The sequence below is a fragment of the Streptomyces sp. BK022 genome, assembly GCF_004217355.1.
GTDB lineage: Bacteria > Actinomycetota > Actinomycetes > Streptomycetales > Streptomycetaceae > Streptomyces > Streptomyces griseoluteus.
This window is the reverse complement of record NZ_SHKU01000002.1, coordinates 462,597-481,606: the sequence shown is the minus strand read 5'-3', so window position 1 is coordinate 481,606 and position 19,010 is coordinate 462,597. Positions and strand designations below refer to the sequence as shown.

The following is a 19,010-nucleotide window of genomic DNA, read 5'->3' as shown; positions in this document are numbered from 1 at the left end:
CCTTCCGTACCTCAGGTGTCGAGCGTCTCCCGCACGGTGGAGCCGCTCGGCGCCCTCTTCGCGTCCGGGAGCGCCTCGGGGGCCTGGTACCGGTCCCGGACGACGACGAGCAGAGCGCAGAGCGCCAGCGCGCAGCCGGTCCAGGGCAGCACCGGCGCGGAGGCGTACTGAAGCGTCGCGCCGCCCACCGCGCCGCCGAGGGCGACTCCGAGGTAGGAGGAGGCGCTGCTGACGGAGACGGCGACGACCGGGGCGTCGGGAGCCCGCAGCATCACGCGCTGCACCTGCGCGCCCGGGATCAGCCAGTACAGGGCGCTCCAGACGAGGGTGCAGAGGAGGAACACGGCCGTCGTGGCCGTGTTCCCGCGCGGGGCGGCGAGGGCGACGGTCCCCAGGGCGACGAAGGAGGCGGCCACCCCGCCGACGCCGTAGAGGTAGGTGCGTTCGGAGCCGCGGCGGTCGCAGGAGCGGCCGCCGGCGGCGTTGCCGGCCGCCGCCGCGACGCCCCACACGAGCAGCACGGCGCTGACCCCGGCCTCGCTGAGCGGGGTCACGGCCCGGGTGAGCACGGCGAGGTAGGTGAAGACGACGAAACTGCCGCCCACCACCAGGGTGTTGGCCGTCACCGCGACGAGGACGCCCGGCCGGGCCGCGACCCGCAGCCGGCGGCCCATGCTGACGGCGGGGGGCGCGGCCGTGGCGGGGAGGGTGAGCGCCAGCCCCGCCATCGCCACGGCCGCCAGGGCCGCGGTCAGCCCGAGGGTGCCGCGCCACGACCCGAGGTTGCCGACGAGCGAGCCCAGGGGGACGCCGAAGGCGGTGGCCAGGGTGAGGCCGCCGAGGACCAGCGAGACCGCCCGGCCCCGCCGGCTGTCCCCGGCGACGGCGGTGGCCACCGCCACCGCCGTGTTCATGTACATCGCGGCCCCGGCCCCGGCCAGCACCCGCCCGACGAGCAGCACCCCGTACGTCGGGGCGAGCGCTCCGAGCACGTTGGCCAGCAGGAAGACCCCGAGGGCGGTCTGCAGCAGCAGCCGCCGTCCGAAGGCGGCCGTCAGGGTCGTCAGCACCGGCGCGCTGATCGCGTAGCTGAGCGCGAAGACGGTGACCAGTTGCCCGGCCACCCCTTCGGGGAGCCGGAAGTCACCGGCGATCGCGGGCAGGATGCCGCTGATGATGTAGCTGTCCGTGCCCACGGCGAAGGCGCCCAGCGCGAGGAGGAGGACCGCCCCCAGATAGCGTTCGCCGGTCGTGCGCCCGGTCGTCGGTTCAGTGCTCACTCGCCGGTCCCGCTCCTCACCACGCCTGCCTCCGCGAGGCAGCCGAGCATCACTTCGGTCGTCACGTACAGGGCGCGCGCCCGGGTGGCGTCCGCCGCGAACCGGTCCGCGAAGACCAGTTCGGCGAGCGTCAGCGCCGTGCGCGGTCCGGACGGTACCCCCTCCAGGGCCTCCAGCAGCCGCGGCAGGCGCTCCGGCGGGCCGTCCACGTCCGCGGTGCCGCCCAGTTCCCAGAAGCCGTCCGGGAGGTCGGGGGTGCGGTTGCGGTAGAGCCGTTCGGCGGTGCGCACGGCCTCGGGGGACGCACCGGGCACGGCCAGCACCGGGGTGTCGGCCCTGACGGGGGACGACAGGTCGGTGAAGGTCACCGTGCCGGAGCCGCCCGCCCGGCTCACCAGGGAACAGGCGTGGAAGTACGGCATGCCGAGCTTCTCCTGGTGGGTGTCGACCAGCCGGAGCACCTCGGCGGCCGCAAGCTCGGGGTTGTGGCGCGCGGCGTGCACGGCCGTGAGCGCGGCACGGACCCTGGAGGAGGTCCGCCCGTCCGCCACCACCGCCACGTCGTGACCGGTGCGCGCGGCGAACTCCCGGATCTCGCCCAGCAGCATCGGGCCGGACGCGTCCCCCAGGGAGTGGAAGCGCGTCAGGAGCATGCCGGTACGAGGGTCGAGGAGACCGGGCGCGGACCGCAGCAGCAGCCGGTTGAGGTCCAGTCCGTCCGGTCCGCCGTTGCCCGCGGCCGAGTAGGCGAGGCCGGGCGGCACGGGGGCGTAGGGCAGGTTCGCGGCGACGCATCCGAAGGGGCCCGACGCGGCGAGGTCGTCCGGCCCTCCGGTGCCGAGGGACGCGAAGACGTCACCGCGCCAGGGGTGGATGCGGTCGGCGCTGCCGTTGAGGGTGCCCGACAGCGCGGTCGCGTCCAGGCACACCTGCTGGACGTCGACCGCGATCACCTCGTCGCAGGTGCGGGCGAGGGCGGAGCTGGTGATGCCCGACCCGCATCCCACGTCCACCGCCCGGCCGGTGGGCCGGGCGTCGAGGATCGTGTCGACGAAGCGCAGGGAGTCCTCGCCGATGTAGACGGCGCCGGTGCCGTCCTGCCCGGCGCGGTCGCGGGCCGCCACCAGGCCGCGGAACGCGGTCAGTTCCCACTCCCCCGGCAGCGGGCCGGCCGGCGGCTCGGGGGCGCCGGGCGGCCAGGGGGCGTAGCACTGCCCCGAGCGTCGCCTGGCGTGTTCGACGCGCTGGGCGAAGTGGCCGCCCCGCAGAAGGTCCGTCATCCGGTCGGCCGTCATGCCGCGTTCACGCCCCCCACCCGCTCCCGCACACCGTCACCGTCGCTCCGCCGCTCCGCCGCCGCGGCGACGAAGGCCCCGAACAGCTCGCGTACGGGCGCGACTTCCGGATGTCCCTGGACACCCACCACGAACCGCCGCTCGGGCACACACACCGCCTCGATCACCCCGTCCTCGGTCCAGCCGGTCGCCAGCACGCCCGTACCGAGCGCGTCGATCGCCTGATGATGGAAGCACGGTATGTCCCAGTGACCGCCCACCGCGCTGCCGGGCAGCCGCTCGGCATCGAGCGTCACCCGCTTCGGCACGAAGACCGGCTCCAGCGGCTGGTGGTCGTCGGTGCCGAGCGTGTCGGGCAGGTGCGGCACGAGCGTGCCCCCGAGGCACACGTTGATCATCTGCATGCCCCGGCAGATCCCCAGCACCGGCAGGTCGGCCGCCAGCGCCTTGAGCAGCAGGGCGCGTTCGGCGCGGTCGCGGGACGAGCCCTCGGGCCCGCCGCCGTACATGCGCGGGTCGATGTCCGCGCCGCCGACGAGGACCAGGGCGTCGATGCCGTCCGCCGCCCGCAGCGTGTGTTCGTCGTCGGTGCCCGGCGGGAGCAGGCAGACGGCGGCGCCGGCGGCGTACAGGGGATCGATGAAGTCACGCGGGACCAGCGAGGCGCTGCGGTCCCAGCCGCGCCAGACCGCCGTCTCCTGGTAGGTGGTGATGCCGACCAGCGGGGGCCTAGCCACGCTTCCACTCCTCTGCGGGCTGCCGGGTCCACGCGGAGGGGTGCTGGTCGAAGCCGACCTTGGGGTAGTACTCCCGCGCGTCCGGGGCCGAGAGCAGGACGAGCTTGACGCCCGGTACGCACCGCTCGATCTCGTCGAGGAGGGCCTTGCCGACGCCCGTGCGCTGGTGGCTCGCGCTGACGGCGATGTCGCTGACGTAGGTGACGTAGGAGTCGTCGGTCAGGCACCGTGCCACGCCGACCGCGCGGCCGTCCTCGCGGGCGACGAGGAGGAGGCCGGCCCCTCGGATCATCGCGGTGAACCGCTCGGTGTCCTCGACGGGCCTGCGCTCGGCGAGGCCGGACTCCCGGTAGACGCGGGCGATCTCCTCGACGTCGGCGTCGCGGGGTGATTCGGTCGTGTAGCTGAGGGTCATCCCAGTTCCTTCATGACTCGTTCGTACAGTTCGTCGCGGTGCGGCAGCACCCGCCGCAGCTCGGCCTCGTCGAGGGTGTCGCGCCCGGTGAGCCCGACGGCGGCCAGGGCGGCGGGGTCGTCGCTGTCGACGGCCGCCTGGACCCGGCGGTACGCCTCCTCGCGGCTCGCGCCGGCGTCGATGAGGTCCGTCATGGCACGAGGGCTGCCGAGCCGTACGGCGGCCTGCCGGAGGTTGGCGAGCATGACGTCCTCGCGGACCACCAGCCCGCGCAGCAGTCCGGCCGCGAACGTCACCTGGTACTCGGTGACGCTGAGCGCGTCCGCCAGGGCGACGCGTTCCACGCACGAGTTGGACAGGTCGCGCTCGTTCCAGAGGGCCACGGTCTCCAGGACGGCCGTGGCGTTTCCGCGGACGAGGCGTGCCAGGCCGCACAGCCGCTCGCTGCCGGTCGGGTTGTGCTTGTGGGGCATGATGCTCGACCCCTGGTACAGCGGCGGACGGGGCTCCTCGACCTCCTCCACGCCGGTCTGCGACAGCAGGCGCAGGTCGAGCGCGAGGTGTTCGACGACCGCGCTGACCAGGGCGAGCGCGGAGGCGAGCTGAGCGTGCCGGTCGCGTCCGACGACCTGGCTCGCGAGCGGCTCGCGTCCGACCCCGAGGGAGTCCAGCACCGAGGTCTCGAGTTCGAGGGGCAGTTCGACATAGGTGCCCACCGCGCCGGAGATGGTGCCGACGGCCACCGCCTCCACGGCCCGGCGCAGCACCTCCACCGCCCGGTTCAGTTCCAGGGCGATCGTGGCCAGCCGGTGGCCGAAGGTCGTCGCCTGGGCGGCCATGCCGTGGGTGCGACCCAGGCACGGGGTGGCCCAGTGCCGGGTGATCCGGTCGCGGAAGACCGCGAGCAGTTCCTCGCACCCGGCCAGCAGGAGTTCGCCCGCCTCTTTGAGGATGATCGCGTTGGCGGTGTCGACCAGGTCGTAACTGGTCAGCCCCCGGTGCACCATGGCGGCGCTGCCGTCCGGGATGAGCGGGGCCCAGGCTTCGAGGAAGCCGAGGATCTCGTGGTCGCGCCGGGTCTCCTCGTAGCGGATCGCCTCGACCGTCGGGGAGTCCGAGGCGCGGACGTCCGCCAGCACCTTCTCGGGCATCAGGCCGAGGTCGACGTACGCGGCGCAGACGGCCTCCTCGACCCGGCGCCAGGTGTCGTAGCGGTGGTCCTCGCCGAGCAGCGCGGCCATCGCCGGGGTGACATAGCGGGCGATCACAGCGGTTTCCTCACCGTGAGCAGGCACGTCCTGTTGTTCGACGGCACCGGTCCGCGGGCCAGGTCGGCCTCCAGGCGCTCCAGGCCCGCCCGCCACTCGTCCTCGGGCAGCAGATGCATCACGGAGTTGGCCTTGTCCCGGAAGCGGGTGGCGTCCGCGAGCGTGCCCTCCTCGCCGAAGACGCGGGTGCCGGGGTCGGTGAACCCGGCCGCGCGGTACGCCTCCTCCAGGGCCTCGATGGCGTGGTGGCGCTCGAGTTCGAGGGGGATGGTGCCGGGGAAGTACGCCGTCATGGGCAGCCGGTTGCGGATGATCCACTCGGAGTCGGTGGCCGTGCAGAAGTAGCCGCCGGGCCGCAGCAGCTCCCACGCCTGGGCGGCGTAGACACCCGGGTCGTCGAGGTAGTGCACCATGTCGACGCTGAAGACGAGGTCGGCGCCGCCGGCCGGGATGCCGAGCACGGAGAGGTCCTCCGCCGTGCCGCGTACGTAGCTCGCGCGGTCGCCCGCCGGGGCGGAGGCCGCCACCTCCAGCATCTTGGCGTGCGGGTCGAGGCCCACGGCGGTGCAGTCGACCAGCGCGGCTATCCCCCGCAGGTGGTTCGCGGTGCCGCAGCCGATCTCGGCGACGGTGCCGCCCCGCGGGACCAGCGAGGCGAGGTGTTCGACGAGTTCGGGATAGGCGCGGCGGTGCTGCGCGTACTCGCCGGCGATCTGGTCGTAGTCGATGGTCATCGGGGTTGACCGCCCTTCCGGGTGCTGTCGTGGGTGAACGCGGGACCGAGTCCGTCGTGGACGCGGCGGGCGCGGGCGAGGTCGGCGACGGCCGCGAGGAAGACCGACCACCAGGCCTCGGGGGTGCGCAGGACCTTCGCGTACTTCAGCCAGCCGAGCAGGCTGCACGCGGAGGCGAGATGGAGGCGGGTGAGGACCCCGGCGTCGCCCCAGTCGGCGGTGAGCCGTTCCAGGCGGCCGAGGAGGACGGCGCGCGCCGGGTCGTCCGCGACGGGCACGGCGGCCGTGGCGTCGACGGGACCGTCACCGGGTGGGCCGGCGGGCAGGAGCGCCGCGGCGTCGCCGCGCTCGCAGGCGTCCAGGACGGTGACCATCGGCGAGATCGCGTGCAGCAGGGTGCCGAGGTCGAAGACGGGGTCGCCGCGGCCCGCCGGGGCCTCGGCGACACCGTCCCAGGCGCTGCGGGGGTCGATGAACCGGGGCTCGCCGTCCTGCCCGCGCATGAGGTTGCTGGTGAAGATGTCGCCGTGCACGAGGGACGACCGGACCGGACGCCACTTGGGGTAGGTGTCCTGGGCCCAGGACACCAGTTCGCGGTAGTCGGCGCGGGTGCCGTCGGGCAGCAGGACCGGGGTCTCGAAGGCGTGGGCGTAGGCGGCGGGGCCCAGCACCCGCGCCCCGAGGGACGCGCACGCCTCGGACCCCGGCAGGTCTCTGAAGCGGTCCACGTACAGGTAGGGGGCGACCTCCGGCTCGCCGTCGGCGAGCGTGCTGCCGTGCCACCGGGTCAGTACGTCCAGGTGGTCGCCGAGGGCCTCGAGCCGGGCGGGGTCGGCGCGCAGCAGGCCGTCCTCGCCCCGCCGGAACATCGTCTCGACGAGTCCGGCCTCGCGCACGGCGTCCATGACGCGGGTGGCCGAGCCGGCCCGGACGTCGTAGCCGCGCGGGGTGGGGAAGATGCGGCCGCCGCCGTCGTGGGCCCGCCGGACGTGCTCCTCCTCGGCGAGCATGACGTCCTCGGGGCCCGTCTTGGCGACGAACGTGCCCCCGGCGCACTCGAACTCGACGACGCCGGTGGAGTCGGAGCCGGGCCGGTGCAGCGTGCGCAGGCGCGGCGGGGCGGTGGCGAGGCCGGCCCAGTGGCCGAGCCGTTCGGCCCGTACGTCCGCCACCAGTTCCTCCGCCTCCGCGCCGGACCAGGTGGCCGGCGGACCGGGGCGGTGCGTGGCGACGAGGCGCACGCCCGGCCGGGGGTCGGGCACCGGTACGACGCGCAGTCCGAAGGGCTCCAGCCCCTCGCGCAGCCGGGTGGCGCAGGCGTCGGCGTCGGGTCCGTCGCCGAGGACGTACACGTCCGCCGGGCCGAGCGCCTCGCGCGCGGGGACGGCCGGGGGCAGGAGGGCGGCGAACTCGGCGAGGTCCGACGGTGTCATCCAGCGTGCGGCGTGCGGGGCGGGACCCGTCACGGGGCGACCTCCTTGATGTAGGCGTCGAGTTCGACCGGGCTCATCCCGTACCGCTCCTTGAAGGGGCCGTTGCGGCGGCCGCCCTCGAAGTAGCGGACACCGGCCTCGAAGCCCAGCCTGAGGATCGCGGCGATGAGCACGTAGTAGCTGCTGAAGGGGCGCTTCGCGTCCTCGTCCGCGTAGCGGTCGTAGCCGCCGGCCCAGGCGTGGATCTTCGTCTCCTCGAGGAAGACGACGGACTTCGCGAGGAGTTCGCCGTCCTGGTGGACCTCGACGATCCGGGCGCCGGAGGGGACGTGGGTGAGGAAGCGCGAGATCCGTTCCTTGTCGTAGTAGCCCGCCGAGCCGACGTTGGCCATCAGCTTCTCGAAGAGGTCGAGGCTCGCCGGGTCCTCGGCGCCTTCGGGCACCCGCACCGACGTGACCACGCCCGCGTCGCGCGCCCGGTTGAGCTGACGCCGGTACTCGCCGCGGGCGTTGGGCCGAAGGCCCTGGAGGTACCCGTCGAAGTCCCCGGCGGCGGCGAGGTCGATGACGTAGCGGGTGTCGATGTGCCGGGGCGTGAAGCCGGCCGCGCACAGCAGCGGCGCCGTCGGGCCCTGCCGGGCGACGTTGATGAACCCGTAGCGCCCGGCGCCGAGTTCGCGGGCGAGTGCCCGCATGGCGCGTTCCACCGCCACGGCGACGGCGGGGTCCTCGCTGCGGGTGGCCAGCCGGCTGTCGGAGCAGTGCCAGACATGGCTGAGCAGGACGACCTCGCCCTCGGCCAGGTCCAGGGCCCGCAGGGGGTCTCCCTGCACGTAGCAGGGCACGAAGGCGACCACCCGTTCGGCGGTGTCCCGGACGAGGAGGTAACGGGTGTGGTGCACCTGCTGGATCGGCTCGCGCTCGTAGGCGCGCAGGAACTCGGTGCCGTAGTAGAAGGTGGACAGGCCCAGCTCCGCGGCCATGAGCGCGCACTCCGCCGGCAGTTCCTCGACGCTGTCCAGGACCTCGACGCGGTAGGAGTTCTCAGTACTCGTCACTGTATTCACACGCTTCCCATTCGCTTACCCGTCCGTGGTGAAACTCCCCCGCCGCCTCGGTGAACCGGTTCCACTCGCTGCGCTTGAGCTCCACGAGCGCCCGGTGGAGGTCGTGGCCGACGAGTTCCCGGGCGGCCTTGGACGACTCGAACCGCTCGACGGCCTCGCCCAGGTCGCGCGGCAGCGACTCGCCCTCCTGCTGGGGGCGCCGCGCCTCGGGGCCGAGGGGCAGCGCGTCGACGACGCCCTCCACGCCGGAGGAGATCTGCGCGGCGATGTAGAGGTAGGGGTTGGCGGTGGGGTCGCCCACGCGGTTCTCCGCGTGCACCGAGTGAGGGGCCCCGCCGTCCGCGACCCGGATCAGGGCGCCCCGGTCCTCGCGGGCCCAGCCCAGCCGGGTCGGGGAGAGCGCGTGCTCGGGCGCGAAGCGGTGGTACGCGTTGACCGTGCCGTTGCTCAGCAGCGCGAAGTCGGCGGCCCGGCGCACGAGGCCCGCGACGTAACTGCGTCCCTCCGGGCCGAGTTCACCGTCCGCCCCGCCGGCGAACCAGGGGGTGCCGTCCGCGCGCAGGCCCGACTGGTGCAGATGCCAGCCGCTGGGGTCGCCGTGGTCGACGGCGGGCAGGCCCATGAACGACACGTGCAGTCCGTGCGGCCGGGTGAAGCACTTCAGCCAGGTGCGCAGCAGCAGTACGGTGTCGGCGGCCGCGAGGGCGTCCTGCGGTGCGAAGGTGATCTCCAGCTGGCCGGGGCCCGACTCGTGCTCGACGGTCCGCAGCCGGGCGCCGAGCGCCTCCAGCGGCTCCCACAGCGGGGTGAGGAGATCGAGGGCGGCCTCCAGAAGGCGCGTGGAGTTGAACTGGTAGCCCCCGTCGATCACCGCGACCGGCTCGGGCAGACCCTGTACGCCGAAGCCGCCGGGGGTGCCGGCGTAGTGCTCGTGGAGGCGGCGCAGCAGGTAGAACTCCAGCTCGATCCCGATGACCGGCGTCCAGCCGTGCCGTGCGGCGCGCCGGACGGTCTCGTGCAGGACCCGGCGGCTGGAGAGCGGGTGGGGGTCGCCGCCGCGCAGCCGCTCGTCGCCGATGACCCAGCCGACACGGCGCCCGCCGCTCTCGGTGACGGTCCAGGTGCCGAGGTCGGGGACGACGACCATGTCCCCCGCGCCGCGCAGTTCGCCCACGAAGGCGGTGTCGTCGATGCTCACCGCGATCGCGTGGCCGGTGTCGAAGACGAGCGGGCCGGGGCTGAAGTCGACGCCGTCCTGGAGCGCGTCGGCGAAGGCACCCGGGGACAGCGCCTTGGAGCGGGCGATGCCGTGCGGGTCGCCGTAGAGCACGTGCACGACGCTCACCGTGCGGGCGGCCGCCAGGACGGCGGCGGGGTCCCCGGCACCGGAGGTGACGGCGCCCGGACGCGTGCTCGTGCCGGCTCCCATGCCGGAGGCCGTCGCCCCCGACTCCCCGCGGTCGTCTCTCTTCATGGTGTCGCCTTCCTCGTCGTGCTTGATTCCCAGCGGTCCCGCACGTCGCGGGCGAGGGACAGCAGGGCCCGGTCGCCGCCCCGGCGGCCGATGAGCTGGAGCCCGGCCGGCATGCCGTCGGGTCCGCTGCCCAGCGGGACGCTGACGGCGGGGTGTCCGGTCAGATTGGTGACGAAGGTGTGCTCCGCCCAGGCGAGCCAGTCCCGCGCGGCGGTGCCGGCGGGGAACTCCTCGTCCCGGCCGAAGGCGGGGACGGCCACGGTGGGCAGCGCGAGCGCGTCGTGGCCGGCGAGCGCCTCGTCGACCGCGGCCGTCAGACGCCGGCAGGTGGCCTCCGCGGCGCGCAGCCCGCTCTCCGTCACCTCGGCACCCCACCGGGCCACCTGGGCGTGTCCGGGCCACAGCGGGCCGTCGGCCAGGCGCGGGTACTCCCCCGCCGAGAGCAGGTCCGCCAGCGCCCGGTGGGCGCCGCCGGTGTCCAGCCGCACCTCGGGAACGGGTCCGTCCAGCAGTGTGGCGAGCCGTGCGCGCAGCGTGGCGTCGAGGTGGGACGCGCGGGACAGCACCGGCCACACCAGGTCCGGGCTCCGGGCCGGCCGGGGCGCCGGGACGGAGGAGAGCGGGGCGGAGGTGACGAGCGCGTCCATGAGCAGGGCGTCCTCGACCGAGGCGGTGAGCGAGCCGACGTGCGACAGGCGGTCGCCGCGGGGGCCGTAGTCCCAGCGCTGCCAGGTCGGCTTGAAGCCGACGACCCCGCACCAGGCGGCGGGTATCCGCACCGACCCGGCCCCGTCCGTGCCGATCGCGATGGGGCCGGTCCCGGTCGCCACGGCCACGGCCGCCCCGCCGCTCGAACCGCCGCTGGTGCGCTCCGGGAACAGGGGGTTGACGGTGGCCGGTCCGGACGGCCCGACCGTGCTGGCGGACCACCCGTCCTCGGAGGTGCGGGTCTTGCCCACGATCACCGCGCCCGCGCGGCGCAGCACCGCAACGACCGGCGAGTCGTGCGGGGCGGGGGCGGGCGCGGGCCCGCCCCTGCCGCGCCCGGTGGGCAGCCCCGCCACGTCCAGCAGGTCCTTGACGGAGACGGGCACACCGCTGAGCGGGCCGGCGGGCCGCCCGGCCCGGAACTCCGCGTCGGCGCGGCGGGCCGCCGCCATGGCCCCCGCGCGGTCCAGCAGCACGTACGCCGAGCCGGCCGGGCCGCCGGCGTCGATCCGGTCGAGGACGGCGGCGACATGGTCGGAGGGGCGCAGCTCCCCCCGCGCGTAGCGGCCGAGGAGGAGATGCGCCGACAGCGGTTCGACGGACAGCGGTTCAGTCCTCATGGGCGCTCCGGAACCACGCGTTGTCGAACTGGGTCACCGCGTCCCGGCAGACCGCGAACGCGTCCTCGTGGAAGGCCCGCAGGACCTGTCCGAAGGCGACGGCCGTCTCCAGCTCCCGGAGGGTGTAGGGCTCGTCGGTGGTCCGCACCAGGCGCAGGTCGTGCAGGCCGGGCAGGTCGCGGCCGCCCAAAGTGGTGGCGAACGGCACCCGGATGGCGTGCCGGACGCCGAACTTCACGTGCCCGGTGTGGTGCCACTGGGAGCCGTGGGTCAGGTCGGGCATGGTGGGGGCGAAGAACCAGTCGTCGCGTTCCTGGTCGGTGCGGCCGAGGACGTGCGGGAGGTAGTGCCAGCTGTTGAAGCGCATCCGGGCGCTGTACGCGGTGAGTATCCGGTGCAGCGGGGGCTCCTGGCCCCGGCGCCGGTCGGCGAACTCCGTCCCGGCCACGACGCAGCAGTAGAAGTCGCCGGTGCCGAAGGCGAGGGCGCTCGCCGGGTCCTCGTCGATGAGCGCCAGGTCGCGGGGGCCGCGGGCCAGGGCGACGTCGGAGCGGGTGGCCCCGGCGACCTCGCGGAGCAGGTCGTGCAGGGTCAGGGCGCGGGTGTCGGAGCGTTCGGCGGCCGGTGCCCGCCGGACCCGGAGGGCCGCGTGCCGGCCCATGTGCGCGGTGGACGGGGCCGACTCGGGCCACATGCTCCAGGTGTGGCCCCCCACGGTGAGGGACCGGTGGCCGGGGGTACCGGGCAGGAGCCGCTCCTCCTTGTGGAGGCTGGCGCCGTGGATCTCGCGGTAGAAGGTGCGGCCCTCGCGGAGCAGCCCCGCGCGGCACTCGGCGAGGCGCGCGGCGAGTTCCAGGAGGACGTCGATGTCGTGTGCGTCCTTCCCGGCGGGGCCGGCGGGCCGGAGTCCGTACCGGTTCGCCCGCTCGGCGAGGAAGTCGGACAGCCAGGGCAGGTCGAGGCACATGCCGTTGGCCTCCTCCAGCCGGGACTGCGGGCCGCTGGCCATGAGGACCCAGCAGACGCCCACGAAGGCGGCCTCCTCGGCGCTCCACCGCTCCACGGGCTCCGCGCGCAGCCGGCGCAGCACGCTGGCCTCGTGGTCGGCGGCGACCGAGCGGCCCGGCAGGTTGCCCTTGCCGAGGTTGGTGAAGGAGGTGTCCCCGACGAACGTCCGCAGGGGTGCCATGTGCAGCAGCAGGTGTCCGAGGTGCGCCAGCCGGTCGTCGACCTCCGCCCGGTCGCGGGCCGCCAGCCAGCGTCTGATCTCCTCCCGTTCGGCGTCGGCGGCCTGCCGTAACGAACGCCACCGGTCCAGGGCGGCGGCGAGTCGCCGGGCGGCGGCCGGGGTGGCCCCGCGGATCACGGCGACGGGCTCCAGCCCGTCGGGCAGGCGCACCAGATGGGTCCGCCCGTCCGCGGCGATGCCGACCGCCAGGCCCTCCCCGTACCCCTCGTCCGCGCCCCGGTCCCGCTCCGCGCCGTCCTCCGCGCGGGGGGCTGCGGCGAGGCAGGGCAGGGTGCGCAGGACGCCCACCAGTTCGCGCGACTCGCGCGGCAGGGCGCCGAGCCCGTGTTCCACCGGCACGGTGCCGCCCATGGCGATCAGGGTGTCGAGGACCGCGCCGACGGCGGGTGCGTGCGAGGCCGCGTCCGAGGCGACCCGGCGTATCAGCCCGTCCCAGCCGGGACTGGCGATGCTCCCGGCCTCCTCCACGGGCTTCATCGCAGCACCGGTGCCGGAAGCGCGCGGAACGCGAGGCCGTACGCGGTCACGGAGGCGGCCGGCGGGGACCCGGCGGCCGCCCTCGCGGGAGGTTCGAGAGGGACCGGCGCCCGCTGTTCCTCCAGCGCGAAGGTCACCCCCGCCGGCGCGCTGTACAGCCAGGAGCGCTGAGCGGGGTGCCGCTCGAGACCGAACACCCGGCTGAGGAAGGCCGGGTAACGCTCCCTCAGGGCCACCGGGAGGCGCAGCTCCACGCGCTCCAGCGCCCAGGCGCCCCCGGCGGCCGGCCAGGCGCCGTCGCGCGGCACCCACCGGCGGCCGGCGGGCGGGGCGCCGGGGTCGTGGCCGTCGGCCGGCAGCAGGGTGTGCGCGACGTCTCCGATGCCGGTGACCGTCACGCGGCCTCGCGGGAGAGCGCTGACCTCGGCGCCCAGGGCCCGCGCGGCCCCCTCGGCCGCGGGGACGTCGTCGCAGGTGACGGCGAAACCGGCGACCCCTTCGCCGTTGCGGGCGATGAACGCGCGGGTGGCCCAGCCGGACGTGGCCACCACCTGCACCTCCCCGCGGCGCAGCAGGGCGGAGCTCCGGTCCACCTCGACGCAGTCGGCGACATGGGCGAAGCCGAGCGAGGACCTCAGGTGCCGGACCGCCGAGACCTTGTCCCGTACGAACACTTCGACGTGTGACACGCCACGCATTGCCATGGAGGGTCTCTCCTTGAGGGGTTTACGTGTGGGGGTCGTCAGGACGCGGCGGAGTGGGAGGCGTACTCCCGTTCCCGGCGGGTCTCGACGGCGGTCTGGGCCATGCGTCCCGTGGTGCGGCGCAGGATCGGTGGAGCCATGACGGAGGTGACGATGGCCACGAGGACCACGACCGTGTAGGAGGCGCTGTTGAGCACCCCGATGTTCAGCCCGACGGAGGCCAGCACGATCTCCACGACACCGCGGGCGTTGAGGCCGGCGCCGATGGCCACGGCCTCGTCGTGGCCGAGCCTGCCGAGCCGGGCTCCGAGGTAGCCGCCCGCGCACTTGGCGCCCACGGCGACGAGCAGGGTGACCAGCGCGGCCAGCAGGACGGGGGGCCGGCGCAGGGCGCTCAGGTCGACCTGGAGCCCGGCGGTGGCGAGGAACAGCGGGGCGAGGACGGCCATCACGAACGGCCGCATGGCGTGCAGGTACCTGCGTCCGCCGCCGCCGAGCGAACCGATGACGGTGCCGCACAGGAAGGCGCCGAGGATGGGTTCCATCCCCAGGGCGTGCGTCCCGGCAGCCGCCAGCACGATCAGCACCACGGTCACCGAGAGGCCGGTGTCCCCGTTCCCGGACCGCTCGGTCCGGCGCAGGAGCCGCCCGATCAGGGGCCGGGCGACGAACGCGGTCAGGGCGAGTACCAGCAGCAGGGCGGCCACCGACCGCGCGAGGACACCGGCGCGGAAGCCGGCGGTCGCCATGGCGGAGACGACCGACAGCAGCAGCCAGCCGAGGATGTCGCTGACGGCCGCCGCGCCGATGATGAGCTGGCCGACATTGCGGTGCATCAGCCCCATGTCCAGCAGCGTCTTGGCGATGACGGGGAGGGCGCTGACCGCGATGGCCACGCCGATGAACAGCGCGAACGTGGGCCGGTCGCCGTTGCTGCCGAGCAGCGACGCCGGCAGCAGGAAGCCGAGGCCCACCCCCAGGGCCAGGGGCAGGAGCACGCTGCCCGCGCTGACCCAGGCCACGGCCCTCCTCTCGCGCCGCAGCAGCCCCAGGTCGATGTGGGCCCCGCTGACTCCCACCAGGAGCAGCGCTCCGAGCTGCGCGACCGCGCTGAGCAGGTGCATCTGCTCCGGCTCGCGCGGCAGCAGCCACTGCGACACCGCCGGGAACGCGGTGCCGAGCAACGAGGGTCCGAGGAGCACCCCGGCGACCAGCTCGCCGACCACCGCGGGCAGGTTCAGCCGCGCGGCGAGCCTGCCGAGGCCGACCGCGAGGGTCAGCAGCACACCGATCTGCACGAGGAGGACGAGCACCTCCCCGTGACCGATGGCAGGGACGGGTCCTGCTGCCAGGGTCATCTCTTTCCTCTCTCTCACCGTCCGGGCCGTCCGAGGCGCGGGGCGCCGGGGCCGGTGTCGTGCCGTCCGGGTCGTCAGGTCCGTTCCTGCCGTGCGGGGTCCGGCGGTGTCGCGCCGGGTGGTGCGGGGCTCAGCCGGTGTAGAGGCCCTCGTCCTCCAGGGCGCGCAGCGCCCGGTAGTCGCGCTCGATCGCGCGGGGGTCCTCGTCGGCGAGGTAGACGTAGCCCGGCGAGCTGATCAGGTCGACCGTCTCCCCCAGGTGCTCGCCCACGACGGCCCCGTGCACGAGGTGCACCAGGGTGGGGAGTGCCTCAAGGCGCTTCGTCCAGTCCAGCGAAGCGACCGTTCCGGGACGGGAGTTGATCAGCGCGACGTTGCGCAGGGCGCCCCTCCACTCGACGGCCGTGTCGTCGAAGTCCCGCAGCCGGTGCGGGTCGAGGAGCGTCTCCGCGAGCAGGCGGGTCTGGGAGGTGCCGGCGCACCGTTCGACGACGGCGGGGGCGGTGCCCCCGCCGAGCCGGGCGCCCGACTCGATGAGGACGGGGCCGCGTGCGGTCATCATGACCTCGGTGTGCGCCGCGCCCGAGACGATGCCGAGGGCGTCGAGGGCCTCGCCGACGAATCGGCGCAGCACCTCCGCCTCGGGCGAGTCCACGGGCACCGGCTCCTCGTAGTCGTAGACCGGATAGCCCGCGCTGCCCGCCCGCTTGGTGTAGCGCCAGAGTTCGGCCACCCGGTGCAGGCCGTCGTGCGAGACGGAGTTGGCGTAGTACTCGACGCCGTGCACGCGTTCCTGGACCAGGGCCGCGGTGTTGGGCTCGCCGTAGAGGTTCTCGGAGGCGAGCACCGTCTTGCAGGCGAGGAGCACCTCGTCCCGGGTGCGGCAGAAGCGCACGTTGTCCGTTCCCGCGCTGCTCGGCGGCTTGACGACGGCCTCGACGAGACGGTTGCCGGTGTACCAGTCCATGGCCGCCATGGCGTCCGTGAAGGACTCTCCGCGCGGCATGGCGACACCGGCGGCGGCCGCCGCGGCCGCCATCACCCGCTTGTCGCGCCGGGCGGTGAGCGTGTCGTGGCGGTTGCCGGGCAGCCCCATCAGATGGGTCAGGGTGTCGGCGAGGATGACCCCCGACTCGGTGCCGGCCACCACCCGGTCCACGCCCAGCGCGGTCAGACGCGCGGCGAGCGCGTCCGGCGCGGCCGTCCCGTCGAGAAGGGTCTCGTAGTCCTCGGCCCGGAAGCCGCGCGTGAAGTACGCGGACATGTCCGGTGAACTCTGTACGTGGACACAGACCGCCCCGCGCTCACGGAGGGCCGAGACCAGCGCACGTCCGGTCGAGTGACCGTCCACCACAGCTATCTTCAACGTGATCCCCTTTCCGAGGTTCCGGGACGTCAGGCTTCGTCGGTCTCGAAGAAGGAGCAGGCGACACGGGCGCCGCCGGACATGCTGACGATCCCGACCTCCGGATCGGTGCTGCCGCGCACGAGGCAGCCGTTGTAGCCGTCGTTGCCGGTGATCTGCGGGTCGGTGAGGAACACGCCCCAGTTGAGGAAGAGTTCCTGGGTCCCGGTGCCCTCGTCGGCCGGGAAGACCTCGGGTACGGGGCGGATGCGCTCCTGGAGCACGTAGGGGCCGTCCAGTGCGGCGGTGACCTGCTTGCGCCACTCCTCGGGGCCGACGGTCCAGCCCGGCACGATGCCGCTGCCGCCGTGCAGCAGGGTGGGCTTGAGGATGAGCTGCTCCTGGTGGGCCACGGCGTGGCCGATCAGGTCCAGGCGCTCGCCGGCGGCGTCCGTGGAGATCTCCCTGACGTGCCGGGTCCAGGGCAGGAACCGGTCGACGCAGGCGAGTTCCTCGGCGGAGAACACGGAGCGGTTGCGGTCGTCGGAGAGCATCGCAAGAGTGCCCTTGTTGCCGTACAGCTCCGCGTCCAGGCGGCTGAACATGCCCACCCGGCCCTCCTCGAAGGCGCGCAGGACGGGCTCGACGAGTTCGGCGTCGGCGGGGGTGGCGATCTCCTCGACGAGGAAGAAGCGGTAGACCACGTCGACGGCGCGGCCGTGCACCTCCAGCCGGCCCGCCCGCTCGCGGACCTGGCCCGCGTGGCAGGGCAGGGCGTCGATGCCGAGGGCGTCGAAGAGCGCCGCCATCACCTTGAGCCGGGGCTCGTACGTCTTGAAGCTCTCGGGCCAGTCCACCAGGGCGACCACGGGACGCCGGTCGGCGGGCATGTGCGCGGCGCACTCGGCGTAGAGCGTCTTGACGATGCCGCCGAAGGTGTCCGCGTAGGCGAGGCCGTTCTCCTCGACGAAGGAGGCGAGGGCCGGGTGCTTCAGCATGGCGCGCGCGATGCCCGCGTTCTCGAAGCCGCCGAGCGCGCTGGTGATGTTGAGCTCCAGCAGCTTGAAGCCGTCGGCGGCCCGGTAGAGGTCGGAGCGGGCCAGCGCCTTGAGCGGGGCCCCCGCCCTGGCCGCGCGCTGCACGGTCTCGGCCTGGGTGTCGGTCATGCCGACCTCCCGCGCCATGGCGCCGGCGTCCGAGTCGAAGAGCCGCTCGGGAAGCTGGGTGAGCATCTGGTGGACCCGGAAGAGGTCACCGGCCACGGAGCGGCGTTCCCCCGCGGACAGGAAGACCGGTGCGGGCAGGAAGCGGCCCTGGTAGGCCACCGTCACGAGTTCGTCGGCCACCACGTGCCGGGTCAGGTCGGCCGGGTCGGCGTCGCGGAGCGCCGGCGACGCGAGGTACCGGGAGCCCAGGTCCGACCGGGGGGCCAGGACGGGGTGAGTCATGAGGGTTTCGCTTTCGGTCGATACGGACGGGTGCGGGCGGAGCGGGGAGGACGGTCGCCGGGGCGTCCTCACCCGTCGGAGGCGACGCCCTTGATCCACTTGCGGACCCCGAAGGCCAGCCGGAGGGTCACGAGGGCCATGACGCCGACGCCGAGCGCGTACACCGCGGGGGTGCCCTGGCTCTTGGAGACGACCCCCGCGAGGCCGGCGCCCACCGGGAGCGCACCCCAGGCGAACAGCCGGTAGACGCTGTTGACCCGGCCCTGCAGCTCCCTCGGCACCTGGGTCTGGCGCAGTACCACGGCCACGATGTCCCAGGTGACGGAGGCACAGGCACCGACGGCCAGGGCCGCGCCCACGGCCCAGACGGAGGGCAGCAGCCACATGACCAGGTTGCTGCAGCCGATCGCGGCGCCGACGCAGACGAGCGTCCAGCCGTGCCCGACGCGCCGCACGAGCGCCGGTGACAGCTTCGCGGCGGCGACCGCGCCGACGGCCTGGCAGGCGACGAGCACGCCGTACCCGAAGTCGGACAGCCCCAGCTCCCGGTGGGCGTAGACGACGAGCACCGCCAGCGCGCCGGTGTAGACGACGTTGATGGCTCCGGCCGTCAGGGAGAGGCTGCGCAGCACCCGGTGGGCGAAGAGCCAGCGCAGGCCGGCCGCCATGTCCGTGAGCAGGTGCCGCGCGCCCCCGCCGCCGGCCGGCCGGGTCTCGCCGCCCGGCCGGGTGCGCAGCCGGCTGAGCAGGAAGGCGGAGGTGAAGAAGGTGGCGGCGTTGACGCCGAACGGAAGGGAGACGGCGAGCACGAACAGGGACGAGCCGACGAGCGGCCCGACGAATTGGTTGGCCACCTTCTCCGACCCCATGATCCGCCCGTTCGCGGTGACCAGCAGGTCCTCGGGTACGACGGCGGGCACCAGGGTCTGGGCGGCGTTGCGGAAGACGGTCTCGCAGCTTCCGATGAGGAAGAGGCAGACGTACAGGGTCCACAGGCTGCCGAGGCCGGCCGCGAGGGACAGGGTGAACACGGTGACGAGGCAGCCCCGGAAGAGGTCGATGCGGGCCATGGTCCGGCGCCGGTCGACCCGGTCGACGATGACGCCGGCCGGTATCCCGAACAGGGCGTAGGGCAGCGTCAGGGCCATGCTGACACCCGCGATGAGCCGGGGGTCGTCGGTGAACCTGCTCGCCAGGAGCGGCGCCGCGGCCAGCGTCACACCCTCGCCGAGGGCCGAGGCGCCCGAGGCGCACCACAGCTTCGCGAACTGCCGGCCCGGCCGGGCCGGGCCGGAGGCGGACTCCGCCTCCGGCGGGGTGACCGTCGGGACGTCGGTCGTCACTTCGTTCTCCTTCCGGATGCCGGGCACGTTCGTGGGTGCCCGGCGTCCGTGTACT

General features: G+C 74.2%; 16 protein-coding genes. All 16 read right to left on the bottom strand.

Annotated features, from left to right (window positions below):
• Positions 1-11 precede the first annotated feature (11 nt).
• On the bottom strand, positions 12-1,280 hold the full coding sequence (locus EV284_RS08295) for an MFS transporter (protein WP_165425482.1): 1,269 nt from the start codon (positions 1,278-1,280) through the stop codon (positions 12-14).
• Positions 1,277-2,560: a 50S ribosomal protein L11 methyltransferase gene (locus tag EV284_RS08290; protein ID WP_165425481.1), complete on the bottom strand. Its 1,284-nt coding sequence runs from the start codon at positions 2,558-2,560 to the stop codon at positions 1,277-1,279. The genes EV284_RS08295 and EV284_RS08290 overlap by 4 nt, the downstream gene beginning before the upstream one ends.
• A gap of 11 nt (positions 2,561-2,571) precedes the next feature.
• Positions 2,572-3,312 carry a gamma-glutamyl-gamma-aminobutyrate hydrolase family protein gene (locus EV284_RS08285; RefSeq protein WP_130331858.1) on the bottom strand — a complete coding sequence of 247 codons (741 nt, stop codon included), beginning with the start codon at positions 3,310-3,312 and terminating at the stop codon, positions 2,572-2,574.
• Entirely contained in the window at positions 3,305-3,727 is a 423-nt protein-coding gene (locus EV284_RS08280) for a GNAT family N-acetyltransferase (RefSeq protein ID WP_130331856.1), read from the bottom strand. The genes EV284_RS08285 and EV284_RS08280 overlap by 8 nt, the downstream gene beginning before the upstream one ends.
• A complete protein-coding gene (locus EV284_RS08275) occupies positions 3,724-4,995 on the bottom strand; it encodes a lyase family protein (protein WP_207228969.1) in 1,272 nt (423 codons plus the stop codon). Before EV284_RS08275 ends, EV284_RS08280 begins: the two co-directional genes overlap by 4 nt.
• Positions 4,992-5,729 (bottom strand): class I SAM-dependent methyltransferase, encoded by a 738-nt coding sequence (locus EV284_RS08270; RefSeq protein WP_130331854.1) that lies wholly within the window; start codon positions 5,727-5,729, stop codon positions 4,992-4,994. The genes EV284_RS08275 and EV284_RS08270 overlap by 4 nt, the downstream gene beginning before the upstream one ends.
• The gene (locus EV284_RS08265; RefSeq protein ID WP_130331852.1) at positions 5,726-7,195 is read right to left on the bottom strand and encodes a phosphotransferase; all 1,470 of its coding nucleotides are present in this window, start codon (positions 7,193-7,195) and stop codon (positions 5,726-5,728) included. The genes EV284_RS08270 and EV284_RS08265 overlap by 4 nt, the downstream gene beginning before the upstream one ends.
• A complete protein-coding gene (locus EV284_RS08260; protein WP_130331850.1) occupies positions 7,192-8,220 on the bottom strand; it encodes a GNAT family N-acetyltransferase in 1,029 nt (342 codons plus the stop codon). Before EV284_RS08260 ends, EV284_RS08265 begins: the two co-directional genes overlap by 4 nt.
• Positions 8,207-9,703, bottom strand: a complete 1,497-nt coding sequence (locus tag EV284_RS08255) for a glutamine synthetase family protein (protein ID WP_130331848.1) — start codon at positions 9,701-9,703, stop codon at positions 8,207-8,209. Before EV284_RS08255 ends, EV284_RS08260 begins: the two co-directional genes overlap by 14 nt.
• Entirely contained in the window at positions 9,700-11,031 is a 1,332-nt protein-coding gene (locus tag EV284_RS08250) for an amidase (RefSeq protein WP_130331846.1), read from the bottom strand. The genes EV284_RS08255 and EV284_RS08250 overlap by 4 nt, the downstream gene beginning before the upstream one ends.
• Positions 11,021-12,757, bottom strand: a complete 1,737-nt coding sequence (locus EV284_RS08245; protein WP_130331844.1) for a hypothetical protein — start codon at positions 12,755-12,757, stop codon at positions 11,021-11,023. The genes EV284_RS08250 and EV284_RS08245 overlap by 11 nt, the downstream gene beginning before the upstream one ends.
• Entirely contained in the window at positions 12,754-13,446 is a 693-nt protein-coding gene (locus tag EV284_RS08240) for a VOC family protein (protein ID WP_165425480.1), read from the bottom strand. Before EV284_RS08240 ends, EV284_RS08245 begins: the two co-directional genes overlap by 4 nt.
• 53 nt (positions 13,447-13,499) lie before the next feature.
• The gene (locus tag EV284_RS08235; protein ID WP_130331840.1) at positions 13,500-14,819 is read right to left on the bottom strand and encodes a cation:proton antiporter; all 1,320 of its coding nucleotides are present in this window, start codon (positions 14,817-14,819) and stop codon (positions 13,500-13,502) included.
• Positions 14,820-14,949: 130 nt separating this feature from the next.
• On the bottom strand, positions 14,950-16,170 hold the full coding sequence (locus tag EV284_RS08230) for a hypothetical protein (protein ID WP_242625650.1): 1,221 nt from the start codon (positions 16,168-16,170) through the stop codon (positions 14,950-14,952).
• A gap of 44 nt (positions 16,171-16,214) precedes the next feature.
• On the bottom strand, positions 16,215-17,612 hold the full coding sequence (locus tag EV284_RS08225; protein ID WP_130331836.1) for a hypothetical protein: 1,398 nt from the start codon (positions 17,610-17,612) through the stop codon (positions 16,215-16,217).
• A 68-nt stretch (positions 17,613-17,680) separates the two neighbouring features.
• On the bottom strand, positions 17,681-18,955 hold the full coding sequence (locus EV284_RS08220; RefSeq protein ID WP_130331834.1) for an MFS transporter: 1,275 nt from the start codon (positions 18,953-18,955) through the stop codon (positions 17,681-17,683).
• Positions 18,956-19,010 lie beyond the last annotated feature (55 nt).